This is a genomic window from Telluria sp. ZB4P36, from assembly GCF_059685865.1.
Genome location: NZ_JCASIE010000003.1, coordinates 126,991 through 153,446, shown reverse-complemented (window position 1 = coordinate 153,446; position 26,456 = coordinate 126,991). Strand labels below are relative to the sequence as shown.

Annotated in this window: 12 protein-coding genes; 7 read left to right on the top strand and 5 right to left on the bottom strand. The window is 65.2% G+C overall.

Annotated elements, in window-relative coordinates; all coding sequences use genetic code 11:
- Positions 1 to 162: 162 nt before the first annotated feature.
- Together AC56LK_RS05925 and AC56LK_RS05920 are read left to right on the top strand one after the other, a co-directional pair.
- Complete coding sequence (locus AC56LK_RS05925; RefSeq protein WP_497183646.1) at positions 163 to 453, top strand: hypothetical protein; 291 nt, start codon at positions 163 to 165, stop codon at positions 451 to 453.
- Between the two features lie 630 nt (positions 454 to 1,083).
- Complete coding sequence (locus tag AC56LK_RS05920; RefSeq protein ID WP_497183645.1) at positions 1,084 to 4,020, top strand: outer membrane beta-barrel protein; 2,937 nt, start codon at positions 1,084 to 1,086, stop codon at positions 4,018 to 4,020.
- Between the two features lie 64 nt (positions 4,021 to 4,084).
- On the opposite strand, the gene AC56LK_RS05915 is transcribed toward AC56LK_RS05920, so the two are convergent.
- Positions 4,085 to 4,810: a 16S rRNA (uracil(1498)-N(3))-methyltransferase gene (locus AC56LK_RS05915; protein ID WP_497183644.1), complete on the bottom strand. Its 726-nt coding sequence runs from the start codon at positions 4,808 to 4,810 to the stop codon at positions 4,085 to 4,087.
- 120 nt (positions 4,811 to 4,930) lie between these two features.
- Between AC56LK_RS05915 and tkt the strand changes: the two genes are divergently transcribed.
- The 3 genes from tkt to AC56LK_RS05900 all read left to right on the top strand — a co-directional run bounded on the left by tkt (position 4,931) and on the right by AC56LK_RS05900 (position 11,159).
- A complete protein-coding gene (tkt, locus tag AC56LK_RS05910; protein ID WP_497183643.1) occupies positions 4,931 to 6,928 on the top strand; it encodes a transketolase in 1,998 nt (665 codons plus the stop codon).
- A gap of 82 nt (positions 6,929 to 7,010) precedes the next feature.
- The gene (gene gap / locus AC56LK_RS05905) at positions 7,011 to 8,021 is read left to right on the top strand and encodes a type I glyceraldehyde-3-phosphate dehydrogenase (RefSeq protein WP_497183642.1); all 1,011 of its coding nucleotides are present in this window, start codon (positions 7,011 to 7,013) and stop codon (positions 8,019 to 8,021) included.
- Positions 8,022 to 8,282: 261 nt separating this feature from the next.
- A complete protein-coding gene (locus AC56LK_RS05900; RefSeq protein ID WP_497183641.1) occupies positions 8,283 to 11,159 on the top strand; it encodes a TonB-dependent receptor domain-containing protein in 2,877 nt (958 codons plus the stop codon).
- A 57-nt stretch (positions 11,160 to 11,216) separates the two neighbouring features.
- Here AC56LK_RS05900 and map read toward each other — a convergent pair whose 3' ends face one another.
- From map to glnE, 4 genes are all read right to left on the bottom strand, one after another.
- Positions 11,217 to 11,981, bottom strand: coding sequence for a type I methionyl aminopeptidase (gene map / locus AC56LK_RS05895; RefSeq protein ID WP_497183640.1), 765 nt, complete (start codon positions 11,979 to 11,981; stop codon positions 11,217 to 11,219).
- Positions 11,982 to 12,100: 119 nt separating this feature from the next.
- Complete coding sequence (locus tag AC56LK_RS05890; RefSeq protein WP_497183639.1) at positions 12,101 to 14,962, bottom strand: TonB-dependent receptor plug domain-containing protein; 2,862 nt, start codon at positions 14,960 to 14,962, stop codon at positions 12,101 to 12,103.
- A gap of 334 nt (positions 14,963 to 15,296) precedes the next feature.
- Positions 15,297 to 18,197, bottom strand: a complete 2,901-nt coding sequence (locus AC56LK_RS05885; protein ID WP_497183638.1) for a TonB-dependent receptor domain-containing protein — start codon at positions 18,195 to 18,197, stop codon at positions 15,297 to 15,299.
- 305 nt (positions 18,198 to 18,502) lie between these two features.
- Positions 18,503 to 21,241: a bifunctional [glutamate--ammonia ligase]-adenylyl-L-tyrosine phosphorylase/[glutamate--ammonia-ligase] adenylyltransferase gene (gene glnE / locus AC56LK_RS05880; RefSeq protein WP_497183637.1), complete on the bottom strand. Its 2,739-nt coding sequence runs from the start codon at positions 21,239 to 21,241 to the stop codon at positions 18,503 to 18,505.
- A 164-nt stretch (positions 21,242 to 21,405) separates the two neighbouring features.
- Here glnE and AC56LK_RS05875 point away from each other — a divergent pair, with 164 nt between their 5' ends.
- The gene (locus AC56LK_RS05875) at positions 21,406 to 25,584 is read left to right on the top strand and encodes a YhdP family protein (protein WP_497183636.1); all 4,179 of its coding nucleotides are present in this window, start codon (positions 21,406 to 21,408) and stop codon (positions 25,582 to 25,584) included.
- 7 nt (positions 25,585 to 25,591) lie between these two features.
- Positions 25,592 to 26,389, top strand: coding sequence for a carbon-nitrogen hydrolase family protein (locus AC56LK_RS05870; RefSeq protein ID WP_497183635.1), 798 nt, complete (start codon positions 25,592 to 25,594; stop codon positions 26,387 to 26,389).
- The last annotated feature ends 67 nt before the right edge of the window (positions 26,390 to 26,456 follow it).

Genomic DNA, 26,456 nt, shown 5'->3' with positions numbered 1-26,456 from the left:
TAGTTCGGAAATTTCGCTGCGGCGCACGATGGCCAAGAAAGAAAACTCAATGAAATCAATGCGTTGTTAAATTCTGTATTGATGCATTGGAATATTTAACATGTAAATATATGCATGTTTCTATCGTGAAAGTTCGTTGCCTAAGGCATAAGAACATGCGGCATGCCTGAATGGAGCAAGCAGGTTTGCTGCAAAACAGCGATTTGTAATAACAACCAGAGCACCAAGGTCTTCGCCAACCTGGGCCGCTACTACATTCCGGTGATGTCGAACACCAACGTCGGTCTGTCGGGCGTCGAAACCGACTACACCGACTACTTCGTCTACGATCGATCCGAACATCAAGCCGATGGATGGGGGAAGCGTTGGCATGGGCGTGATGTCAAGATCAGGGTAGACGGGTCTGCGCACCATATCGGTGCGTCATGGTTTTCATTCTTTCCTGCACCTTGACGGGGCGTGGCACAGAAAAAGAAATGTTCTTAAATTGGGCAGGTATAAGAATATTCAGTTTCTGAAAAGGCAGGCGTCGCGCTTTGAGTAATAGAAATATTGCTGCACAGCATATTTGCTGCGCCGCATATCCATAAAATTCGGCCAGAAATCACTGCTTCACAGAAAAGTCCGTAAAGATGCGGATTTCCACGTATTTGTTCAGATCCGGGCACTTTGGGCGCAGAAAGTATGCTGCGCTGCAGAAAAAAGGTGTTTTTATGCCATACGCCTAATAGTATTTTGGAAAGTGTTGTAAGTGTGCACATTTCCAACAGTTATTATTGACGACGCAACTTTGCCTATGATTCTATGTGTGGGTTGAGCTGGCACAACCAGTGAAACGAGGAATGAACATTCCTCATTTTGCCAGCCGGGAGAGAGAAAGTCGGATCCCCGGGGGCAGTCAGTGCCGGACATCAAAGCAAGAATGACCAGCACGTCGGGGCTCTTCGGTTGCATTGCTCTGATTTTAATAAATTTGCTTCGCTAGAATTGAATGGGAGATTTATGTTGCATACGGTAAAACAAACGTCGAGGACGGCCCTGCTGCGTCGGTCGGCAATTTCGGTGGCGGTCGGCATGTGCTTCATGGGCGCAGCATTGGCTGCCGAGACCGGCGGCCTGCGTATCGCCATTACCGCCCAGGGCAAGCCGGTTGCCGGCGCGACGGTGCGCATCAGCTCGCCGAGCAGCCTGATCACCAAGACCGCTGTGACCGAAGCAGACGGCACCGTCCGTGTCGCCGGTCTGGACCCTGCAACCGACTACAAGATCGAAGTCGTCGCTCCGGGCTACTCGAACTTCGTCGCCAGCGACGTGGCCGTGGTCTCGAACACCAATCCGACCGTCAGCTACTCGCTGGGCGGCGACAGCGGCGCGCAGCAAGTGGTCGTGACCGGTTCGCGCCTGGTGCGCGTCGACACCACCTCGGCAACCGTCGGCACCGTGCTGAACCTGGGCGTCGTGGAATCGCTCCCGACCGGCCGTAACTACCAGAGCTACCTGCAGCTGGTCCCGGGCGTCAAGCCTTCGGCCGGCGGCAACCCGTCGTCGAAGTCGGGCGTGAACTACTCGGACATCGGCGGCACGACCGGCACCTCGTCGGACAATGTCTACATCCTGGACGGCGTCGATGTCACCGATTCGAACACCGGTACCTTCGGTTCGAACATCAACTCCGAGATCATCCAGGAACAGCAGATCCTGACCGGCGGCATCCCGGCGGAATACGCGGGCGGTTCGGGCCTGGTCTCGAAGGTCATCACCAAGTCGGGCAGCAACGAATTCCACGGCTCGGTCAACTACTACTTCCAGAACGACAATCTGGTTGCCGACAACAAGCACAATACCGCTTCCGGCTTCTCGACCTACGATGCGGCCGTCACCCTGGGTGGCCCCGTCATCAAGGACAAGCTGTGGTTCTTCGGTTCCTACCAGAAGAAATTCCGTGAGACCGACGTCGTCAACGCCGGCACCGGCGCCTTCATGCGTTCCGTCGAACGTGACGACCGCCTGGGCTTCATGAAGCTGACCTGGCAGGCAACCGAGAACGACCGCCTGGTGGCCTCGTTCTTCAACGACCCGACCAAAACCACCGGCACCACGCTCGCGACCACGCTGAACAACCGTGACCAGACCCGCAAGGCGGGCGGCGACAACTACAATATCCAGTACTCGCGCGACATGGAAAACCTGCGCGTGACCGCGTACGCTTTCCGCCACATCGGCGAAGTGTCGGATTTCGCAGCCAACCAGACGGCCCGTAACAACGTCGCCTTCCGCAACAACCCGGGCGCAACGCTGGAACAGCGTAACCTGGGTGGCTTCGGCACCGACACCATCACGGAACGCAACCGTGACGAAGTTGGCATCAATGCCGAGTACTTCTGGGAAACCGCGAATTCCGGTACCCACACCATCAAGTCCGGCTTCCTGGTCTCGAAGAACGAGTACTTCGAAGATGCACGCTACACCGGTACCGAGCGGGCAATCTACACCTCGATCGCCGCCGCCAATTCCGGCGTCAGCTTCGCGGACTTCATCGGCTCCGGCTGGACCGGCTCGCGCGCCATGGCCGCCGCCGACGTGCCGCGTGTGATCACCGCCATCAACGGTGCCTCCGCTGCCGACAAGGCCTACTACACCGGCCTGCTGGACACCAACCGCGACGGCGTGATCTCCGATGCCGAAGTGCGCGCCGTGCGCTTCAACAGCACCGCCGGCAACCCGGGCGGCCAGGTCAACCAGTACCGCATCGTCGAGACCCAGACCGCACCGTACACCGTGGAAGCGACCGGCAAGGCCTTCTTCCTTCAGGACACCTGGACCAAGGGCCAGCTGACCATCGGCGCCGGCGTGCGTGCCGAAGAGTGGGTGCACAAGGATTCGAAGGGCAACGACTCGGCCAAGTTCGACTGGAAGCTGGCGCCGCGCCTGAACGTGGTGTACGACCCGGTCGGCGACGGCCGCAGCAAGATCTGGGGCTTCCTGGGCCGTTACTACGACCCGATCCGCACCAACATGTCCGACTTCGCCGGTAACCTGACCGGTCCGGTGCAGGAAGAGCAAGTCCGCCTGGGCGAGCGCTGGCTGACCTTCCGTACCCGCGGTGGCGAAAAGACCCCGGATGCGATCTTCTCGCCGTCGACCAAGACGCCGTTCACCGACGAGTTCATGCTCGGCTATGCGACCAACCTGGGCCGCGACTACACTGCGTCGATCGCCTACACCAAGCGCCGTACCCGCGACATCCTGGAAGACTACGACCTGCACCTGTATTCGGATCCGACCAATACGCCGGACATGGAAGGCTATGCGGCGCCGAACTCGGCCTTCTACCTGCCGTACTCGTACTTCGGCTTCAATGGTGCGCCGAACGCCAACTACGTGCTGGGCACGCTGGCCGGCGGCAAGCGCGACTACCAGGGCGTGGAAGTCAGCCTGACCAAGGCCAAGCGCGACAATTGGATGGGTTCGGTGTCGTACACCTGGAACCAGGCCAAGGGCAATACCAACTCGGATAGTAATGCCGACTTCCAGGGCGACTGGATCGCGCTGGATCCGCGCGCACCGAACGCGTACGGTCCGCAGCCTGGCGACATCAAGCACCAGTTCAAGGGCTATGGCACCTACTACTTCAACAACGGTCTGGAGCTGAGCGGCGTGTTCAACTGGAACAGCGGCATGCGCTACACCCGCGCGCAGCTGATCTCCGGTCGTTACCTGCCTGAGATGGACGCCGCCTACGTGGTCGGCAACACCCTGGACACCTGGATCAAGCCGGGATCCATCGGTGCCGAGGTGGGTCCGTCGTACTACACCTTCGACCTCCGCCTGAAGTACACCTACAAGCTGGCAGGCAGCCAGAAGGTCGAGTTCTTCCTCGACATGTTCAACGTCCTGGACAAGCAGTCGGGCATGTCGGCAATGGCTCTGACCGCCGGCAACGGCGTGTACAAGTTCGGCGAATCGAACACCTTCGTCGAGCCACGCCGCCTCTACGTCGGCGCACGCTACTCGTTCTAATCCAGCGAGCTTCAGTGTATGAAACCGGCCCCGCAAGGGGCCGGTTTTTTTACGCCCGCCAGGTTTACATGCCGTTCCAGAGCCCGCCCAGCATGGCCAGCGCCGCCAGCGCCGCGGTCTCGGTGCGCAGCACCCGCGGACCGACCGACAGGGCCAGCGCGCCGGCGGCCAGCGCCGCCTCTTCTTCTTCCGCCGTGAAGCCGCCTTCCGGTCCCACCATCAGGGTCAGCGCCTGCGGTCCGGCGGCGCGCGCCCATTGCGCCAGCGAGGTGTCTGCGCGTGGACTCAGCAGGATGCGCGGCGCGGGGGAGGGCGCCGCCACCCAGCGCCCGAACTCCGCCACCGGCGCCAGGCTGGCCAGCCGGTTGCGCCCGCACTGCTCGGACGCCGCCACGATCACGCCTTCCCAGTGCAGGTGGCGCTTCTCCGCGCGCTCGCCCGACAGGCGCACCACGCTGCGGCGCGCCGCCAGCGGTTCGATGCGGGCCACGCCCAGTTCCACCGCCTTCTCGATGATCCAGTCCATCTTCGATCCTTCCGGCAAGCCCTGGGCCAGGGTGAGGGCATACGGCAGTTCGGCCTCGCGCGCTTCGTGGGCGCCGACCGTGGCGCTGGCGCGCCGCTTGCCGATGTCGGCCAGGGTGGCGTCGTACTGGCCGCCACGGCCGTCGAACAGGGTCAGGGCGTCGCCCGCTTGCATGCGCACCACGTGCAGGTGGTGGGCGACGGACTCGGGCAAATCGACGGTGGCGCCGACAATCAAGGGCTCGGGACAATAAAAACGGGGCATGCGGCGCTTTTCCGGAGTGAACAAAGCTGCATTTTAATTCGGCAGCAGTCTGTCTGCTAAAATAACGGGTTACGGCCAGCTGCACCGCCACCGCTTCCCAATCCAGACCTCCGTACGCTCATGAAATCTACGCAAACCACCACCCTGATGGCCAACGCGATCCGCGCGCTGGCGATGGACGCCGTCCAGAAAGCCAACTCCGGCCACCCGGGCATGCCGATGGGCATGGCCGAGATCGGCGTCGCGCTGTGGGACAAGCACTACCGCCACAATCCGGCCAATCCGGGCTGGTTCAACCGCGACCGCTTCCTGCTGTCGAACGGCCACGGCTCGATGCTGCACTACGCGATGCTGCACCTGGCCGGCTACGACCTGACGATGGACGACCTGCGCGACTTCCGCCAGCTGCACTCGAAGACCGCGGGCCACCCGGAAGTGGGCATCACCCCGGGCGTGGAAACCACCACCGGCCCGCTGGGCCAGGGCATCGCCAACTCGGTCGGCATGGCGCTGGCCGAGTGGCTGCTGGGCTATGAATTCAACCGCCCGGGCTACGACGTGGTCGACCACTATACCTATGCCTTCCTGGGCGACGGCTGCCTGATGGAAGGCATCTCGCACGAAGTGGCCTCGCTGGCCGGCACCCTGCGCCTGAACAAGCTGATCTGGCTGTACGACGACAACGGCATCTCGATCGACGGCCGCGTCGAAGGCTGGTTCACCGACGACACCCGCAAGCGTTTCGAAGCCTACGGCTGGAATGTGATCGGCCAGATCGACGGCCACAGCGTGACCGCCGTGTCCGACGCCATCGAACAGGCGAAAGGCTCGGACCGTCCGACCCTGATCATGTGCAAGACCATCATCGGCAAGGGCGCGCCGAACCTGGAAGGCGGCGACAAGGTCCACGGCGCCCCGCTGGGCGACAAGGAAATCGCGGCCGTGCGCCAGCACCTGCTGTGGGATCCGATCCCCTTCGACATCCCGGGCGAGATCTATGAAGCCTGGGACGCCAAGGCACGCGGTGCGCAGATGGAATCCGAGTGGAACGCCAAGTTCGCCGAATACCGCGCCGCCCACCCGGAACTGGCCGCCGAATTCGAGCGCCGCATGAAGGGCGAGCTGCCGGGTAGCTTCCAGCAAGTGCTGGACGCCGCCATCGCCGCCTGCGTCGACAAGAAGGAAACCATCGCCACCCGCAAGGCTTCGCAGAACGCGATCCAGGCCCTGGCCCCGATCCTGCCGGAATTCCTGGGCGGCTCGGCCGACCTGACCGGCTCGAACCTGACCAACTGGAAGGAATCGGTGGCGGTGCGCTCGGGCATCCCGGGCAACCACATCAACTACGGCGTGCGCGAGTTCGGCATGGCCGCGATCCAGAACGGCGTCGCCCTGCACGGCGGCTTCATCCCCTTCGGCGCGACCTTCCTGACCTTCTCGGACTACAGCCGCAATGCCCTGCGCATGGCCGCCCTGATGAAGATCCGCTCCCTGTTCGTGTTCACCCACGATTCGATCGGCCTGGGCGAAGACGGCCCGACCCACCAGTCGATCGAGCACGTGTCCTCGCTGCGCCTGATCCCGAACCTGGACAACTGGCGTCCGTGCGACACCGTCGAATCGCAGGTGGCCTGGGGCGCCGCCGTGCAGCGCAAGGACGGCCCGTCGACCCTGATCTTCTCGCGCCAGAACCTGCCGTTCATGGAGCGTGACGCCGCCACCATCGCCAACGTGGCCAAGGGCGGCTACGTGCTGCGCGACGCCGCCGATGCCAAAGTCATCCTGATCGCCACCGGTTCGGAAGTCGAACTGGCGATGAAGGCCGCCGACGCGCTGGCAGGCGAGGGCATTGCCGCCCGCGTGGTCTCGATGCCGTCGACCGACGTGTTCGAGCGCCAGGAACAAAGCTACAAGCAACAGGTCCTCCCGCGCGGAATTCCGCGTGTCGCCATCGAAGCCGGCGTGACCGACTTCTGGTACAAGTACGTGGGCCTGGAAGGCGCGGTGGTCGGCATCGACACCTTCGGCGAATCGGCGCCGGCGCCGGTGCTGTTCAAGCACTTCGGCTTCACCGTCGAGAACGTCGTGGCCAAGGCCAAGGGCGTCATCGCGGCGTAAAGCGTTTTAGCGGGCTGCCCCAGGGCGGCCCGCTGTGTATCTGGGGTACGAAAAAGTTTTTTCTATAATCAGGAGCTAAGCAATGACGATCAAAGTTGCAATCAACGGTTATGGCCGCATCGGCCGCAACATCCTGCGTGCTTTCTACGAAGGCGGCAAGAAGCAAGACATCCAGATCGTGGCGATCAACGACCTGGGCAATGCCGAATCGAACGCCCACCTGACCCGCTATGACACCGCGCACGGCAAGTTCCCGGGCACCGTCACGGTCGAAGGCGACAACATGATCGTCAACGGCGACAAGATCCGCGTGTTCGCGCAGCGTAACCCGGCCGAGATCCCATGGGGCGAACTGGGCGTGGACGTGGTGCTGGAGTGCACCGGCTTCTTCACCACCAAAGAGAAGGCCTCGGCCCACCTGAAGGGCGGCGCCAAGAAGGTGATCATCTCGGCACCGGGCGGCAAGGACGTCGACGCCACCATCGTATTCGGCGTCAACCAGGACGTGCTGAAGTCGACCGATACCGTGATTTCGAACGCATCCTGCACCACCAACTGCCTGGCCCCGCTGGTCAAGCCGCTGCACGACGCCATCGGCCTGGAAACCGGCCTGATGACCACCGTGCACGCCTACACCAACGACCAGGTGCTGACCGACGTGATGCACGAAGACCTGCGCCGCGCCCGTTCGGCCACCCAGTCGATGATCCCGACCAAGACCGGCGCCGCCGCCGCGGTCGGACTGGTGCTGCCGGAACTGAACGGCAAGCTGGACGGCTTCGCGATCCGCGTGCCGACCATCAACGTGTCGATCGTCGACCTGTCCTTCATCGCCAAGCGCGACACCACCGTCGACGAAGTCAACCAGCTGATGAAATCGGCGTCGGAAGGCGCCCTCAAAGGCATCCTGACCTACAACACCGATCCGCTGGTCTCGGTCGACTTCAACCACAACCCGGCCTCGTCGAACTTCGACGCGACCCTGACCAAGGTGTCGGGCCGCCTGGTGAAAGTATCGTCCTGGTACGACAACGAGTGGGGCTTCTCGAACCGCATGCTGGACACCACCGTTGCGCTGATGAACGCAAAATAAGCGGCAAGGCTGTACATACAGAAGTTTGCAAAACGCCCCGGGAGGGGCGTTTTTCATATGTAGATATGCGCTTAACACAGAAGAATATTCGGCGTTGAGGAAAAACAACAGGTATCAGGTTTTTTAACCTTTCCTTAAGAAGAGCGTTTTCTTACTAACAAGTTCCTGCGAGACTTAATCCCTGTATGCATGAAATGCATATCTCATACTCGAGAAAACATAATAGAAATGTTTGGGACGGAAAACGTGAATAAACCTCTTTTGAAACACAGTGTCGTCGCAGTTGCCCTGGCAGTTGGCGCCGCACCGTTCGCCCTGGCGCAGAACTCCGCATCGGAAGCGCCGTCTACCGTCTATGTGACGGGTTCGAACCTGAAGCGCACCGACAAGGAAGGCACCCAGCCGATCCAGACCATCACCGCCAAGGAAATCCGCGAGTCCGGCGCCTCCACGGTCACCGAGCTGATCCGCCTGGTGCCGGCGATGGGTACCGACAACAACCTCGACACGAATGACGGCGGCTTCTCGCGCGGCGTCTCGACCGCCTCGCTGCGCGGCCTGTCGTCGACCTCGACCCTGATCCTGCTGAACGGCCGCCGCATGGCGCCGTCGGCCTACGCCGACCCGAACAACGGCAACTCGACCCTGTACGACCTGAACCAGATCCCGCTGAATGCCCTCGAGCGCGTCGAGATCCTGAAGGATGGCGCATCGGCCGTGTACGGCTCCGACGCGATCGGCGGCGTCATCAACTTCATCACCAAGTCGGCGTTCCGCGGCTCGGAAATCAGCGCCCGCATGAGCACCAACGACGACGGCGAATTCACCCGCAAGGGCGCGACCTTCTTCACCGGCCTGGGCGACGTCGAGACCGACGGCTTCAATGTGTTCTTCACGGCCGACATCTCGGACCGCGACCGCACCCAGCGCGACGAAGTGCGCGACATCAAGTTCGAGGAGTACAAGCGCCTGCAGAACCGCTATGCGACTCCGTTCGGCAGCAACATTTCGGCTTCGCCAATCTTCTACCGCGAAAGCGCCCCGGGTTCGGGTTCGTTCACCGCGACCCAGGCGAATGCCGCCGACCGCCTGCGCATTCCATTGACCAACTGCCCGACCAACCGTCAACTGGTCGGCAGCACCCAGATGGGCTTCGCCGCCAGCAGCGTCTTTATCGGCCGCACCTTCTGTAACTACGACAGCAACCAGAACCTGGAAGGCACCAGCGCCGGCAAGGACGGCAGTTTCCTGACCCGCGGCGTGCTGAAGCTGGGCGAGAACGTGCGCGCCTTCGCTGAAGTGGCGTATGCCCGCACCGAGCGCCAGTACACCTCGTCGCCGATCTCGATCAGCACCACCCCGGTGACCAACTTCACCGCCAGCGGCGTGGCGCCGTCGTACCAGACCATCCTGCCGGTCGGCCACCCGGACAACCCGTTCCCGACCGCGCGCGCCTCGGTCGTGTACCGCTTCGAGAATGCGCCGAGCGGCACCGAGACCATCAACCAGACCGGCCGCTTCCTGACCGGCCTGTCGGGCTCGCACTTCAACTGGGATTGGGAAACCGCCTTCCTGTACAACGAAGCGCGCAAGGAAGACGGCTACAACGGCCGCCTCTACCTGCCGACCCTGCGCAAGCTGAATTCAGGTTCGACGCTCGCCCAGGTCGCCGCCGACCCGACCCTGTTCCGCAGCACCCGCTCGGATGACCGCTCGAAGATCGCCCAGTTCGATGCCAAGGCCAGCACCACCTTCGGTTCGCTGCCGGGCGGTGCGATCGGCATGGCGGTCGGCGCCGAGTTCCGCCGCGAGAACCTGATCATGCGTCCGGATGCGGAACTGGCAGCCGGCAACATCTACGGCCTGGCCAACGTCATCATCGACGGCGAGCGCGACGTCAAGTCGGGCTTCGTGGAATTCCGTACTCCGTTCTTCAAGAACTTCGAGATGGACTTCGCCGGCCGCTGGGACAAGTACGAAGGCATGAAGACCAACTTCGTGCCGAAGGTCGGCGCCAAGTGGACCGCCACCAAGACCCTGGCTTTCCGCGGTACCTATGCGGAAGGCTTCCGCGCTCCGGCACTGTCGCAGGTGACCCCGGGCGGCGCGCAGTTCTTCCTGACGGGCCTGTTCGATCCGAAGCGTTGCGAAGCCGACGAGCGCACCCCGAAACCAGGCGCGACGGAAGTGGACTGCAACAAGTCGGCATCGGGTACGGGCGGCGCCAATCCGGACCTGAAGCCGGAAACCTCGAAGTCCTACTCGTTCGGCATCCTGTTCTCGCCGACCACGAACTGGGACTTCGGCCTGGACTTCTTCAAGATCCGCAAGGAAGGCGAAGTGGCACTGGGTTCGGCCTTCGACGCGCTGCGTAACGAAAACAACAATCCCGGCCTGATCGTGCGCGACACCAACCCGGCCAACCTGCTGCGCGATGCCGCCGGCAACCCGATCCCGGGCACCGGTCCGCTGCTGGCAGTGCGCGAGCCTTGGCTCAACCAGGGCGCGATGGAAACCCGCGGCGTCGACATCGACGTGGCCTTCCGCAAGAACCTCGGTTCGATCGGCAGCTTCAGCGCCAAGCTGACCTCGACCTACACCCATGCCTATTACCTGGCACAGGAAGCGGGCGATCCGGAGCACAACATCGCTGGCTTCAACGCCGGCCTGGTGGACTGGAACCTGTCGAGCGGCCTGAACGTTCCGCGCTGGAAGACCAACATGTCGGCCTCGCTGAGCCGCGGTGCGCATTCCTTCAGCGCCAACCTGAACTACACCGGCCAGGTTTCGCTGCGTCGCAAGTGGGACAAGGACGTCACCTACGCGATGCCGTTCTGCCATTACGCTCCGGTTGTGAACAGCACCACGACGGCGAACTTCCCGAGCGCCAGCGCATCGGTGCCGGGCTACCTGGCGGCCTTCCCGGATTGCGCGGTCAAGGAATGGGTCCGTGTCGGCGTGGGCTACACCTACACCGGCATCAAGAACATGGCGCTGACCTTCAACGTCCAGAACCTGTTCGACGAAGCCGCACCGTACGATCCGCGCTACGGCGCAATCGGCGGCACCGGCTACAACGCCGGCCTGCACAACCCGTACGGCCGTTACTTCACCGTCTCGGCGAAGTACAACTTCTAAGCGCCTCGCGCCTAGTAAAAACCCGGCGTCAAGCCGGGTTTTTTTTCGTCCCGCGCTTCAGGCGTCCGGCCAGGGCGTCAGGATCTCGACCCCGTTCTTGGTGACCGCCACCATGTGCTCCCATTGGGCCGAGAGCGAGCCGTCCGCCGTGACCACGGTCCAGCCGTCGTCGAGCTGGTCGACGTCGGCGCCGCCAAGGTTGATCATCGGTTCCACCGTGAAGGTCATGCCTTCCTTGAGCAGCAGGCCGGTGTTCGGGCGGCCGTAGTGCAGCACCTGCGGCTCTTCGTGGTAGACGCGGCCGATGCCGTGGCCGCAGTACTCGCGCACCACCGAGAAGCCGGCGCCTTCGGCCAGCTTCTGGATCGCGTGGCCGACGTCGCCCAGGCGCGCGCCCGGGCGGACCTGGCGGATGCCGGCCATCATGGCCTGCCAGGTGGTATCCACGAGTTTGCGCGCCACCGGCGCGGGCTCGCCCACGAAATACATGCGGCTGGTGTCGCCATGCCAGCCATCCTTGATCACGGTGACGTCGATGTTGACGATGTCGCCTTCCTTCAGTACTTCCTTCTCGCTCGGGATGCCGTGGCAGACCACGCCGTTGACCGAGGTGCACAGGGTCTTCGGGAAGCCGTGGTAGCCGACGTTGGCCGGCGTCGCCTTCTGGACCTTGCGGATGTAGTCGTTGCAGCGGCGGTCGAGTTCTTCGGTCGAGACGCCGGGCAGCACGTGTTCCCTGATCATCGCCAGCACCTCGGCGGCGAGGCGGCCGGCGACGCGCATTTTCGCGATGTCCTTGTCGTTCTTGAGTTTGATTGCCATTGTGTTGTTCTGCTGTCTGCGTAGTCCGCCATGATACCCGCGCCCAATGAAAAATGCCCGCCAGGCGAACCTGGCGGGCATTGCTGCACTCTCCGATCATGCCCCGCAGGGCATCGTCATCAGAATGCCTGGTTGTAGCGCACGTAGAAGAAGCGGTCGATCGGGTAGTCCGCATCCACGCGCGACGACGAGGCGGCGCTGGTGGTGATCAGGCGCGGCTTCTTGTCGAGCAGGTTGTTGACGCCGACCATGACCTGGCCCTTCCACGCGGTCTTGTAGCCGACGCTGAGGTCGGTGTAAGCCACGCCGCCGAGCTGGTTGTAGTTCTTGCCCCAGCTTGCTTCGCCGCCGATGTTCGAGCACTCGGTGGCGTTGACCTTGTAGCAGCGGTCCTTCACGCCGCCGTGGTAGCGGGTGGTGACGGTGGCGTTCCAGTTGGCCAGGCTCCAGTCCAGCGACAGGTTGGTCTTGGTGCGGTTGTAGAAGTACTCGCCGGCTTCGTCGACCCATTCCGCACCGGCGGTCGCCTGCTCGCGCAGCTTGTCGACGTAGGCGGTGTCGGAACGGAGGGTGAACTGGCCGTACTTGGTACGCGGCAGGCGGTAGGCGATCGACAGGTCGACGCCTTCGGTTTCCTGAGCGCCGATGTTGGCGTTGCCGCGGTTCAGCGAGGTGATCTGGCCGGTGATCGGATCACGCTTGAGCGCGGCGCAGTACGGCGCCAGGCCCTGCACGTAGCAGTATTCCGCCACGTCGGTCGAGGTGATCTCGGTGATGCGGTTGGCGATCTTCACCTTGAACCAGTCCAGGCCCAGGGTGAAGCCCGGTACGAAGGATGGGCTGTACACGAAGCCGGCGGTGCGGGTGACCGCGGTTTCCGGAGTCAGGGCCGCGTTGCCGGCGCCTGCCATGAACGGATACGGGCTCTGGTCGCCGGCGGCGCTGGTGATCGGGCCGGTCTGCGCCAGCTGGCGGAAGCCCGCGCCGGCGCCTGCCGCCGCGCAGCGTGCCGCCACGGCCGGGTCGCTGGTCTGGCCGTACAGCGCGTCGCACGGATCCAGGTAGTCGTCGAAGGTCTGCTGGCCGCCGCCGAAGGTGTCGCCCACCGACGGAGCACGGAAGCCTTCAGCCCAGGTGCCGCGCACCAGCAGATCCTTGGTCGGCTTCCACATGAAGCTGGCCTTGCTGTTGTTGGTCACGCCGAAGTTGCTGTAGTCCGAGTGGCGGGTCGCCAGGTTCAGGCTCAGCAGCTCGGCGAAACGCACGCCCTTCAGCAGCGGCACGTTCACCTCGGCGTAGGCTTCGCGCACGGTGTAGCGGCCGCGGGTCGGATTGCCCGCCAGGTCGCTCGAGTAGCCCGATTGCTCGAACTGGCCCGGCAGGTCGTAGCCGCGCACTTCGCGGTGCTCGAGGCCGACCGCGACGCCGACGCCGCCGGCCGGCAGGCTGAAGATCTCACCCGAGATGTCGGCGGTGGCGCTGTTGATGGTGCTGCCGTAGGTGGCCTGGCCGGTCGACATGACGTAGTCCAGCACTTCCGGGTTCGATGCCGACGGGCCGCCGATGATGTCGAACGGACGGCATTCCGCCAGCGCGATGGGGTTGGCGGCGGTGCCGCACTGGACCACGCCGGAAGCGTTGCGGAACGACGGGCCGAGGGCGCGCTTCAGGTTCAGCAGGTTCAGGTTGCCGGTGCCGTAGGTCGAACCGCGCAGCGCGCTGTGGTTGTAGCCGACGCTCCAGTTCCATGGCAGCGTGCGGAATTCGAAGTCGCCCGACAGGGTGGCGTCGATGTGCAGGGTGCGGTTCTGGTTCTCGGTGATGCGCGGACGCTCGATGGTGCGGCGGTAGAAGATCAGGTCCTGGCCGTTGCCGGCGCCTGCTACCTGGTTGCCGTAGGGGTTGAAGTAGCTGTCCTTGTCGATGTAGACAGGGAAGGCCGGCTGGCTGAAGCTGTTCAGCGGGTAGCCGGCGATCTGGGCCACCGACTTGCGCTGCGAGTACATCGCGGTGGTCTGGAACTGCATGCCGTACGGCAGTTCGACGGTGCCCTTGGTGAACAGGGTGTCGAGCTTGGTCGGCATCGCGAACATCATCTGCGACGCGCTGTTGAAGTTGTCCGCGGCACGGCCGTCGTAGTCGTGGTAGTTGGCCGGGTTGCGCGAGTCGCTGCCGGTGCCGTCGCCCAGCGGGCCGCCGGTGTGGTTCAGGACCTTGTCGAAGGTGCCGTCGAGGTCGGTGATATTGCCCCATGGGCCGACGCCGAAGCCTTCGGTCGGGTATTGCGGGCCGCGCGGGAAGCCGGTGATCGGACGCTTGTTCGCCCACACCACGCCTTGCTCGGTGTGCGACAGGCCGAACATCAGCGACGCCTTTTCGCCGTTGGCGCCGTAGCTCAGCGAGAAGTCCTTGCTCTTGCCGTCGCCTTCCTTGTTGGCGCCCAGGTAGACGCTCAGGTTGCCGCCGTCCATGCGTTTCTTCAGGATGATGTTGACCACGCCTGCGATCGCGTCCGAGCCGTAGATCGACGAGGCGCCGTCCTTCAGCACTTCGATACGGTCGATCATCGAGGCCGGCACGGTCGACATGTCGGTGTAACCGTCGACCGACTGGGTCCAGCGCTTGCCGTCCACCAGCACCAGCAGGCGGTTCGAGCCGAGGTTGCGCAGGTTGATGAACTGGCCGCCGTTTTCACGGTTCGAGGTCAGCGAGCCGCCCTTGCTGAAGTCCGGCGAACCGACCGAGGACAGCTGGTTCAGCACGTCGCCGACGGTGATCAGGCCGGTCTTCTGAATCTGTTCCTGGGTCATGACCTGGATCGGCTGGGCCGTTTCCAGGTCCACCTGGCGGATACGCGAGCCGGTCACTTCGACGCGCTGCAGCGGCTGCGCCGCTTCCTGGGCAACCGCGGCGTGCATGCCGAGGGTCATGCCGCCCAGGCAGATCGCGCGGATCGACCGGGACAAGATTGTTTCCATCATGTTGCAAACTCCTTGGGTGAAAACGCGGCCATGCTGTCGTGCAGCAAAGCCACAGGGAAGGGTCCTTGGACCAACCTGAAAATAGTCAAGGTTTTAACTGAACTTACTTTCAAGTCAGCAATCAAAGCACCTGCCGTCCCGGAGTGTCAATGGAATCAACCTTACAGAATGACTAAGTGTTGCATAAATGTGTATTTACTTAACAATTACAATTTCACCATTGACCGCTGAAAATGTTAATCAGAAATGAAAAAAGCCCGGCCGGCTTGCGCCGGTCGGGCTTGTGACGCAATTAAATTGCGTCGAATCGATTAACCGTAGTTAGTCGCTAGAATCAGAAGTTCTGGTTGTAGCGGACGTAGAAGAAACGGTCGATCGGCAGTTCCGGGTTCACCGAGCTCGACGAGTTCGGGCCACCGTAGCCGCTGTTCGAGTTGTAGTTGATGATCGGACCCTTGTTGCCGATGTTGTTCACACCAGCCAGCAGCTTCGCATTCCAAGGCAGGGCGTAGCCGACCGACAGGTCGGTGTACCACATTTCCTTGAACTTGTTGTAGCCGGTGCCCCAGGTTGCCAGGCCGGTCGGGTTCGAGCACTCGACTGCCGGGGAGGCGGTCCAGCAACGGTTCTTCTGGCTGCTGTAGAAGCGGTTGGCCAGGGTCACGTTCCAGTTGCCCAGGCTCCAGTCGAAGGCAACGTTCGCTTTCCACTTGAAGATGTCGTACTCGCCGGAAAACTCAGTGAAGTTGCCAGTGTTGCTCGACTTGCTGCGCCAGGAGTCGACGTAGGTGCTTTCCGAACGGAAGCCGAACACGCCGTACTTGGTACGCGGCAGGCGGTAAGCCAGGCTCAGGTCGTAGCCTTCGGTTTCCATCGCGCCCAGGTTGGCGTTGCCGCGCGACAGGTTGACGATCTGGCCGGTGATCGGATCACGCTTGATCGCGTCGCAGAAGCTGGTCACGCCGTTGACGTAGCACTCGTTGACGACGAAAGTCGCGCTGATCGCGGTGATACGGTTGTTGACGCGGATGTTGAACCAGTCGAGGCCGACGGTCAGGCCCGGCACGTAGGACGGGCTGTAGACCAGGCCGGCGGTGCGGGTGACCGCGGTTTCAGGCTGCAGTGCCGAGTTGCCGGCGCCGGTCTGGAACGGGGTCGGGGTCTGGGCGCCACCGGCGGTGACCGGGGTGCCTGCCTGGTTGACCTGGCGGAAGTTGACCGGCACGCCGGCGGCGGTGCAGCGCGCCTTGGTGGCTGGGGTCGAAGCCGCATTGCCGAACTGGCTGTCGCAGGCGTCCAGGTAGCTGTCGTAGGACTGCGAACCGCCACCGAAGGTGTCGTTCAGGGTCGGAGCGCGGAAGCCCTCGGCCCAGGTGCCGCGTGCCAGCAGGTCCTTGATCGGCTTCCACATGAAGCTGGCCTTGCTGTTGGTGGTCGAACCGAAGTTCGAGTAGTCCGAATAGCGCGACGCCAGGTTCAGGTTCAGCAGCTCGGCGAACGGCACGTTCTTGAGCAGCGGAATCTGGGCTTCGAGGTAGGCTTCACGCACGGTGAAACGGCCGTAGGTCGAGTTGCCGGCCAGGCCGGTCGAGTAGCCCGACTGCTCGAACTGGCCCGGACGGTCGTAGCCGCGCACGGTGCGGTATTCGAGGCCACCGGCGATGCCGAGCGCGCCGGCCGGCAGGGTGAGGACTTCACCGCCAAGGTCGACGTTGGCGTTGCTGATGGTCGAGCCGTAGGTGGCCTGGCCGACTGCCATGACGTAGTTCAGGGCTGCCGGGGTCGAGGCCGACGGGCCGCCCAGGATGTCGAACGGCACGCATTCCGCCAGCGGGATCGGGCTGGCCGCGGTGCCGCACTGGACCGCGCCCGAGGCGTTGCGGAACGATGGGCCGAGGGCCTTCTTCAGGTTCAGCAGGTTCAGGTCGCCGTAACCGGTGTTCGAGCCCTCGACCTTGTTGTAGTTGTAGCTGGCCGACCAGTTCCACGGCAGGCCGCGCAATTCGAAGTCGCCTTCCAGGGCGGCGTCGAGGTGCAGGGTGCGGTTGGTGTTGTCGGTCCGGCGCGGCACTTCGATGGTGCGGCGGGCGAAGAACAGGTCGATGCCCTTGCCGGCGCCGGCCACCTGGTTACCGAACGGGTTGAAGTAGTTGTCCTTGTCGATGTAGACCGGGAACTTGGTCTGGGTCGTCGAGCTCAGCGGATAGCCGGCGATCTGGCGGGTCGAGTCACGCACGGCGTACATCGCGGTGCTGGTCAGGCGCAGGTCGAACGGCAGTGCGACTTCGCCCTTGGTGAAGATCGAGGTCAGCTTGTTCGGCGACAGCAGGTGCATCTGCTGGGTCGAGTTGAACACGTCCGGGTCGGCGGCGCCATAGGTGTGGTAGTTGGCCGGATTGCGCGAATCCGCGCTGACGCCCACGCCGTCGTAGGTGCCGGTGTGGTTGATGATGCGGTTGAAGCCGCCTGCCGCAGCGCTGGTGTTCGAGCCGCCCGATGCGTTCACCGGGGTGATGCGGCCCCAAGGCGAAGTGCCCAGGCCGGCGTTGTGGTGGTAAGGGCCGAAGGTGAAGGCGGTCTTGTTGCGGTCCTTGGCCCAGACTTCGCCCTGGGTGGTGTGGGTCAGGCCGAACAGCAGGCTGGCTTTTTCGTCGCCGGCGCCGTAGCTGACCGAGAAGTCCTTGTTCTTGCCGTCGCCCTGTTCGTTGGCGCCCTGGTACACGCTGGCGGTGCCGCCCTGCATGCTCTTCTTCAGGATGATGTTGACCACGCCGGCGATCGCGTCCGAGCCGTAGATCGAGGAAGCGCCGTCCTTCAGCACTTCGATGCGCTCGATCAGTGCCGACGGGACGGTCGACATGTCGGTGAAGCCGGCCACCGATGCGGTCCAGCGCTTGCCGTTGACCAGCACCAGCAGGCGCTGCGAACCCAGGTTGCGCATGTTGATGTACTGGCCGCCCTGTTCGCGATTCGAGGTCAGGACCGAGCCGCGGCTGAATGCAGGCGTACCAACCGAGGACAGCTGGTTGACGATGTCGCCGACGGTCACCAGACCGCTCTTCTGGATCTGTTCCTGGTTCACAACCTGGACAGGCTGCGCGGTTTCCAGGTCAACCGCGCGAATGCGCGAGCCGGTGATCTCGACGCGTTGCGGGGCCTCTTGAGCCTGCGCCACGGAAATCATCGACTGCAGGGCGATAGCGACGGCCATCGCGATCTTGGTTGGTTGTTGCATGTGTTCTCCATCTAGCGCCCGAAGGGGCGTTTCTACGTTTTTAAAAGGTTGCAACCTGTGCGGCCCGGCACACCACGGGTAGCGGCAATGCTGAAGTGCATACACATCTGTATAAGATCACTTCCTTCTTGACTAGTGTCAATATGTACGTAGGGTAAAACTATCCAAAAAACAACAGTTGATAGATTTAATCTCTGACCCGAAAGTCAATAAAAAAGCGGGGCACAAACCGGGTGCAAAGCGGAGGGAAAATGCTTGGGAGGGGTGCGGATGCACCATCATGGTGCATCCGTGAGGGAGGTGGGCTAATGACCGAAACAGGCATCCCAGAGGCGCCGGACCTGGGCCGGATGCTGACCCAGCACTTGGGGATCGACGCGCGCCTTTTCCTGGCCCTGCAGGCGCACCTGGTGCTGCAGGCGGCGCATCGCGCGGTAGGCGTCGGCCACCGCCGCGGCCAGGGCGGCCTCGATCAGGCCGAGTTCGCCAGACAGCTTCAGCAGCGCGATATTGCCGGCATTTGCCGTCAATTGCGGATAATTCGCCGCGTGGCGCAGCACCAGGTACTGGACGATGAACTCGATGTCGATCATCCCGCCTTCGTCCTGCTTGAGGTCGAACAGCGCGGTCGGGTTGACGTTGGCGTCGCGCATGCGCTTGCGCATGGCGCGGACTTCGTCCCTCAGCTGCTGCTCTTGTGCGCTCCGGTCCTTGCGCAGCACGGCGTCGCGGATCAGCTCGAAGCGCGCGCCGATGGCGGCGTCGCCGGCGCAGAAACGGGCCCGGGTCAGGGCCTGGTGTTCCCAGATCCAGGCCGAGCTGTCCTGGTAGCGCTCGAAGGCGGCCACCGAGGACACCAGCATGCCGCTGGCGCCGTCCGGGCGCAGCGCGGTGTCGATGTCGAACAGGATCCCGGCCGCCGTGTGGGCGGTGTTCCAGGTGATGAAGCGCTGCGCCAGCTTGGCATAGTTGGACGGCGCCATCTCGTCCTCGTCGTCGAACAGGAAGATCACGTCGAGGTCGGACACATAGCCGAGCTCCTTGCCGCCCAGCTTGCCATAGGCAATGACGGCGAAGCGCGGCTCCTCGCGGTGGCGGCTGGCGACCGCGCGCCAGGCGTGGCGGACGGTGGCGCCGACGATGGTGTCGGCCAGCAGCGACAGGTGGTCGGCCAGGCGTTCGACCGAGAGCTCGCCGGCCAGGTCCAGGGCCAGCAGCCGGAACAGCTGGGCATGGTGGGCTTCGCGCAGGATGTCGAGCTGGCGCTCGGTGTCGCCGGCCGCCGCGAGCAGCTGCCCGTCCAGCTCCGCCGCCAGCTGGCTCATGTCGCCGGCGCCCTCGTTGCGGTCGTCCAGCAGTTCGTCGAGCAGGATCGGGTGCTGGGTCAGGAAGGTGGCGGCCCAGCCGCTGGCATTGATCATCCGGATCACCCGCTCGAGGGTGTGCGGGTACTCGGTCAGCAGCGACAGGTAGGCCGAACGGCGCGCAATCGCCTCGAAGAAGTCGAGCAGGCGGCCGAGCGTGGCGGCATGGCTGCCGACGCCGGCCTCGCGCACCACGGTGGCGATCTGGCCGAGGGCGGCGTCGCCCAGCGCCAGCAGCCTGACGCGGCTGGCCTCGGGCAGGCTGGACAGGCGCGGTCCCTGCAGGGTGGCGACCAGGCGCGCGGCCGCGCCCGCCGCGTCGTCGTAGCCGAGCTCCGCCAGGCGGGCGGCGATCGCCTCGCGGTTTTCCGGGTCGTCGGCCAGGGTGGAGGCCTCGGGGTCGGCGGCTTCCGCCGCTTCTGCTTTGCTCGCGAAGATGGCGTCGAACTGGGCCGCCACAAAGGCGCGCTGTTCTTCGAGGCGGGCCAGCAGGGTGGGGACGTCCGCCAGGCCCATCATGTGCGCAACCGTCAGGCGGTCGTCCTCGCTGGCCGGCAGGGTATGGGTCTGGGCGTCGTCCAGGTATTGCAGGCGGTGTTCGAGGTTGCGCAGGAAAGTGTAGGCGTCGAGCAGGCGCGCCACCGTGTCCTGGGACAGCAGTTCGCGTTCGGCCAGCAGGCGCAGGGTGGTCCGGGTCGAGCGTTCGCGCAGCGCCGGGTCGCGTCCGCCGCGGATCAGCTGGAACACCTGGGCCAGGAACTCGATCTCGCGGATCCCGCCGCGCCCCAGCTTGACGTTGTGGCTGCGTTCGGGATGCAGGCGTTCCTGGCGCTTGACCTCGGCGCGGATCTGGGCGTGCATGTTGCGGATCGCGTCGATCACGCCGAAGTCGAGGTAGCGCCGGAACACGAAGGGGCGCACGATCGCGTCCAGCGCCGCGACGTCCTCCGGGTCGCCGGTGACCGCGCGCGCCTTGACCCAGGCATAACGCTCCCATTCCCGGCCCTGCACAATGAGGTATTCCTCGACCATCGCCAGGCTGGCCGCGAGCGGCCCGGAATTCCCGTTGGGACGCAGCGCCATGTCGACGCGGAAAGTAAAACCGTCCTCGATGACTTCCGACAGGGCGGCGTTCAGGCGCCGGCCGAGGCGCACGAAGAACTCGTGGTTGGACAGCTGGCGCTGGCCGGGGCCGGCGGCGGTATCGCCGTCCTCGGGGTAGACGAAGATCAGGTCGATGTCGGACGAGACGTTCAGTTCGCCGCCGCCGCCCTTGCCCATGGAGAGCACGATCAGTTGCTGCGGCCGGCCCGATTCTTCGCCGGTCGGCATGCCGTGGGCGGCCACCATTTCCGCCGCGAGGGCGGCGGCATGGGTCTGGATGGCGAAGTCGGCGAAACGGGTCATGGCCGTGACCACCTCGTCCAGGCCGGCCAGGCCTTCCAGGTCGCGCCGGACGATAGCGCAGACGAGCAGGTTGCGCAGGCGCCGCATGGCGCGCGGCAGGGGCAGGCCAGCGTCCAGTTCGCGCGCCAGAAAGGCGCCCAGATCGAGGCTGGACAGCGATAATCGGCATACCTCGTCGAGCAGGGCGGCACGGGCGGCATCGGCGCCGAGCCAGCGCTGCAGGAAACGGGAATGGTCGGCCGGCGAACCGGAAGCGGAAGCAGCTGCAATCATGATCTTGATCCGGTGTGTGTTTTGCCGTCCGGCAGGCGTTGGTGCGGTAGAATTGCCCGCCGCGCACCCTAGGGTCAGCACGATGGTAAGGTAGACGCCGCGACTGTTGCAAGCGATCTGTTATTAGAGAATCAAATTTACGGCGAGCCTTTTTGAGTACCTTGATGGACAACCAGGACCCGCAGGCGGCGGCAGCGCACCTGCCGTTGGCCGTTCGCTGGCATCGCCTGCGGGCGTGCTATCGCTATGCCAACCTGGCCTCGCACCATTTCCTCGGCTTCGCCATCAAGCTGGTGCTGTTGCTGTATTTCGCGCTGGCCCTGCTGTTCCTGGCCCTGCGCTACGCCATCCTGCCCAACATCGACCTGTATAAAGGCGACATCGAGGCGGCCGCCGGGCGCGCGCTCGGCAACCGGGTCACGATCACGCGCCTGGAGGCGGGCTGGCAGGGCATCCATCCGGTATTGACGCTGGGCGACGTCCGCCTGATCGACCGCGGCGGGCGCCAGGTGCTGGCCTTGCCCTCGGTCTCGGCGGCCCTGTCCTGGTGGAGCCTGGCCACGCTGGAGCCGCGCCTGCATGCGCTCGAAGTGCGCGGTCCGCAGCTGGACGTGCGGCGCGGCCGCGACGGCGTGCTGACGGTGGCCGGGGTGCGCCTCGATCCGAATAAGAAGGATGACGGGCGCGGCGCCGACTGGCTGCTGCGCCAGCGCGAGATCGTGATCCGCGGCGGCCGGGTCGACTGGACCGACGAGCTGCGCGGCAGGCCGACCCTGGTCCTCACCGACGTCACCATGGCGCTGCTGAACCGCTTCGGCGGCGGGCACCGCTTCGCGCTGCGCGCCACCCCGCCGCGTGCGCTCGCCCGCCCGCTCGACGTGCGCGCGCGCTTCCGCCACCGTTTCGGCGCCCGTCCCTCGGACTTCAGCCGCTGGAAGGGCGAGCTGTACGCCGACCTGCGCGATGCCGACCTGGTGGCCTGGAAGCAGCACGTCGACTTGCCCTTCCAGATGGCCAGCGGACGCGGTTCGGTGCGCGCCTGGCTCAACGTCGACCAGGCCCGGGTGGCCGGCTTCACCGCCGACCTGGCCCTGGCCGACGTCAATGCGCGCCTCGGCGCCAGCCTGGCGCCGCTCGAGCTGGCGCTGGTCAGGGGACGCCTGGCCGCGGCCGAGGAAATGCTGCCGGGGAAGGACGAAGGCAAGCCGACCTTCGGCGCCCACGGCCACACCATCAGCCTGACCGATTTCTCGGTGACCACCCGCGACGGCCGCGCGCTGCCGCCGGCCACGCTCGAACAGCGCTGGCGCCCGGCGCGCGGGGGCAAGCCCGAACAGGGCGAGCTGAGCGCACGCCAGCTCGACCTCGGCGCGCTGGCGGCGCTGGCCGGCTACCTGCCGCTGCCGCCGCAGCAGCGCCAGATGCTGCTCGATTACGCCCCGCGCGGCCGCCTGCTCGACGTCGCGGCCGAATGGGAAGGGCGCTATCCGGCGCTGCGCGGGTTCCGGCTGCGCGGCGACGTGGCGGGCCTGGCCATCCATCCCCAGCCGGCCCGCCCGGCCCAGGCGGCCAGCAACGGCCAGCCGGCACTCCCGGCCCGTCCGGCCACGCCCGGCTTCCAGAACCTGAGCGGCAGCATCGACGCCAACCAGAACGGCGGCAGCGTGACGGTCGACTCGAGCGCGCTGGTGCTGCACATGCCGGCCTGGTTCGCCGAGCCCGCGCTGCCGCTCGACCGCCTCGACCTGAAGGCACGCTGGAAGCTCGATCCGGGCAAGCACTTGCTGGTCGAGGTCGAGCGCCTGGCCTTCGCGCAAGGCGCCCTCAAGGGCGCGCTGTCGGGACGCCATACCCTGCCGCTGCTGCCCGGAGGGGGCAGGGCGGGCCCGGGCACGGCCGACTTCAGCGGCACGCTGGACGGCCTCGCGATCGCTTCGGTGGGACGCTTCCTGCCGCTGGCCACGCCCGAGCACCTGGCCCACTGGCTGAGAGACGCGCTGCAGGGCGGCACCCTGCGCGATGCGCGCCTGCGCCTGCGCGGCGACCTGGCCGGCTTCCCCTTCCGCGCCACCACTATGCTCGAGCGCGCGCGCGGCGAATTCCATGTCGCCGGGCGCCTCGAGAAGGCCCGCCTCGAATACGCGCCGGGCCACCGGCACCCCGACGGCACGCCGCAGTGGCCGCTTGCCGAGAACATCGACGGCCGCATCGAGTTCGACCGCGCGCGCATGGAAATCCGCGCCGCCAGCCTGCGCACCATGGGGGTGGCGCTGTCGAACGTGAAGGCGGTGATTCCCGACCTGGGTGCGCGCGAGCAGATGATGCTCGAGATCGACGGCAACGCGGCCGCGCCGCTGCAGGAATTCCTGCGCTACGTGGCGGCCAGCCCGGTGCCGGGCTGGATCGGCCACTTCCTCGACGACACCCGGGGCGGCGGCAATGCGCGCCTGGGGCTGAAGCTGCGCATGCCGCTGGCCCACCTGGGCGACACCAAGGTCCAGGGCGGCCTGCAACTGCTGGGCAATGACATCAGCCTGTTCCCGGAACTGCCGGTGCTGCAGGCCGCCGAGGGGCGGGTCGATTTCTGGGAGCGCGGCGTGGCCCTGAACGGCATCGGCGCCAGCTTCCTCGGCGGGCCGCTGGCCCTGTCCGGCGGCACCCAGCGCGACGGCAGCATCGCGATCCGCCTGAACGGCAGCCTGTCGGCCGAGGGCATGCGCCGCACCGCGCCGGCCCCGGCGCTGGGACGCCTGGCGCAGCGCCTGTCGGGCAGCACGCCGTATACCGGCAGCGTGCTCGTGCGCGAGGGCCGGCGCAGCGTGACGCTCGAATCGAACCTGGCGGGCCTGGGCCTGGAACTGCCGGCGCCGCTCAACAAGCCGGAAGCGGACAGCCTGCCGCTGCGCTTCGTGCTGGCCGGCGAGCCGGCCGTGGGCGGCGTGGCGCGCGACGAGATCCGGGTGGCGCTGGGCGAGAACGTGGCGGCGCGCTACCTGCGCGAGAAGAACGGACGCGCGCCCTGGACCGTGCTGCGTGGCGGGATCGGCGTCAACGTCCCGGCGCCGGAGCCGGACGGCGGCATGATGATCCACGTGGACATGAAGTCCCTGAATGCGGACGGCTGGATCGCGGCCGGCAAGGCGATCGCGGGCGAGGGCGGCGACGCTGCTGCGGCTGCCGCCGGGGGCGGGGACTTCACGCAATACGTGCTGCCGACCGTGATCGCGGGCCGCGTGGGCGAACTGACCATCGGCGAACGGCGCATGGCCGACGTGGTGATGGGGGCGACCCACCTGCGCGACACCTGGCAGGCCAACCTGCAATCGCGCCATGCCAGCGGCTACGTGACCTGGGCCGAATCCGGCAGTGGGGGCGGGCTGGGCAAGGTCACGGCGCGCCTGGCCTCATTGGTGATCCCGGAGTCGGGCGAGGCCGAGGTCAAGCACCTGCTGGAATCGAACCGCGGCGCCGGCGCCACCATCCCCTCGCTCGACATCGTGGCCGAACAGTTCCAGCTGGCCGACAAGCGCCTCGGCCGCCTCGAACTGCAGGCCAGCAACGTGCAGGCCCTGGCCGGGCGCGAATGGCGTATCAACCGGCTCAGCATCGACAACCCGGACGGCCAGCTGAAGGCCAACGGACGCTGGCTGACCAAGGACGGACGCAGCAACACCAGCCTGAACTTCATCCTCGACATCATTGATGCCGGCAAGCTGCTCGACCGCCTCGGCTTCCCCGAGACCCTGCGCCGCGGCAAGGGCAAGATGTCGGGCGACATCTCGTGGAGCGGACTGCCGTATGACCTGGACATCCCGACCTTGTCGGGCCAGATCGAGATGAACGTGGAATCGGGCCAGTTCCTGAAGCAGGACCCGGGTGCGGCCAAGCTGCTCGGCGTGCTGAGCCTGCAGGCGCTGCCGCGCCTGCTCAAGCTCGACTTCCACGACGTGTTCTCGGAAGGCCTGGCCTTCGACGGCATCAGCGCCAATGCCCTGATCCAGCGCGGCGTGCTGCGCACCGACAACCTCAAGATGCATGGCGTGGCCGCCACCATCCTGATGGACGGCAGCGCCGACATCGCCCACGAGACGACCAACCTGCGGGTGGTCGTGATCCCGGAATTCAACCTCGGCACCGGACCGCTGGTGTACGGCCTGGCCGTCAACCCGATCGTCGGCATCGGCAGCTACCTCGCGCAGCTGTTCCTGCGCGCGCCAGTGATGAAGGCGCTCACTTACCAGATGCGCATTTCCGGGCCGTGGAAATCCCCGACCATCACCAAGATCGACAATCCGCCGCCGCCGGCGCCCGCCGCCGCGCGGCCCAATGCAAAGAAGGAGTGACATCGACATGACGACAGTAGCCGCAGTGCAGATGGTGTCCACCCCGCGGGTGGAAGACAACCTGGCGACCGTGCGCCGGCTGGTGGCGCAGGCGGCGCGCCAAGGCGCGCAGCTGGTGGCGCTGCCGGAATACTGGCCGATCATGGGCATGAGCGATACCGACAAGGTGGCCCAGGCCGAACCGGAAGGAGCCGGCCCGATCCAGGACTGCATGGCGCAACTGGCGCGCGAGCACGGCATCTGGCTGGTGGGCGGCACGCTGCCGCTGGTGTCCCGGGAAGACGGCAAGGTCATGAACACCACCCTGGTGTACGACCCGCAGGGCAAGCCGGTCGGCCGCTACGACAAGATCCACCTGTTCGGCTTCAACAAGGGCAGCGAATCCTACGACGAGGCGCGCACCATCGTGCCGGGCGAAGCCGTGGGCAGCTTCGAGGCGCCGTTCGGACGCGTCGGCCTGTCGGTGTGCTACGACCTGCGCTTCCCGGAACTGTTCCGCGCCATGGGCGAATGCGCGCTGATCATCGTGCCGGCCGCCTTCACCCACACCACCGGCCTGGCGCACTGGGAAGTGCTGTTGCGCGCGCGCGCGATCGAGAACCAGTGCTACGTGCTGGCCTCGGCCCAGGGCGGCCTGCACGCGAACGGCCGCCGCACCTTCGGGCACAGCATGCTGGTCGATCCCTGGGGTGAAGTGAAGGCGGTGCTGCGCGAAGGCGAGGGCGTCATCAGCGGCGTGCTCGACGAGGCCTTCCTGGCGAGCGTGCGCGAGAGCCTGCCGGCGTTGAAGCATCGCAAGCTGTAGGGCTGGGTCATCGGGGGCAGTAGTCGGCCAGCGTCGAATTATTTGCCAAGAACCGGTGGTTTCATGA

Excerpts from the sequence above, each read along its gene's own strand:
- AC56LK_RS05915 (WP_497183644.1), bottom strand. The coding sequence starts at position 4,810 with ATGCCCCGTTTTTATTGTCCCGAGCCCTTGATTGTCGGCGCCACCGTC.
- AC56LK_RS05885 (WP_497183638.1), bottom strand. The coding sequence starts at position 18,197 with ATGCAACAACCAACCAAGATCGCGATGGCCGTCGCTATCGCCCTGCAG.
- tkt (WP_497183643.1), top strand. The coding sequence starts at position 4,931 with ATGAAATCTACGCAAACCACCACCCTGATGGCCAACGCGATCCGCGCG.
- glnE (WP_497183637.1), bottom strand. The coding sequence starts at position 21,241 with ATGATTGCAGCTGCTTCCGCTTCCGGTTCGCCGGCCGACCATTCCCGT.
- map (WP_497183640.1), bottom strand. The coding sequence starts at position 11,981 with ATGGCAATCAAACTCAAGAACGACAAGGACATCGCGAAAATGCGCGTC.
- AC56LK_RS05870 (WP_497183635.1), top strand. The coding sequence starts at position 25,592 with ATGACGACAGTAGCCGCAGTGCAGATGGTGTCCACCCCGCGGGTGGAA.
- AC56LK_RS05920 (WP_497183645.1), top strand. The coding sequence starts at position 1,084 with ATGGGCGCAGCATTGGCTGCCGAGACCGGCGGCCTGCGTATCGCCATT.
- AC56LK_RS05925 (WP_497183646.1), top strand. The coding sequence starts at position 163 with ATGCCTGAATGGAGCAAGCAGGTTTGCTGCAAAACAGCGATTTGTAAT.
- AC56LK_RS05875 (WP_497183636.1), top strand. The coding sequence starts at position 21,406 with ATGGACAACCAGGACCCGCAGGCGGCGGCAGCGCACCTGCCGTTGGCC.
- AC56LK_RS05890 (WP_497183639.1), bottom strand. The coding sequence starts at position 14,962 with ATGATGGAAACAATCTTGTCCCGGTCGATCCGCGCGATCTGCCTGGGC.
- gap (WP_497183642.1), top strand. The coding sequence starts at position 7,011 with ATGACGATCAAAGTTGCAATCAACGGTTATGGCCGCATCGGCCGCAAC.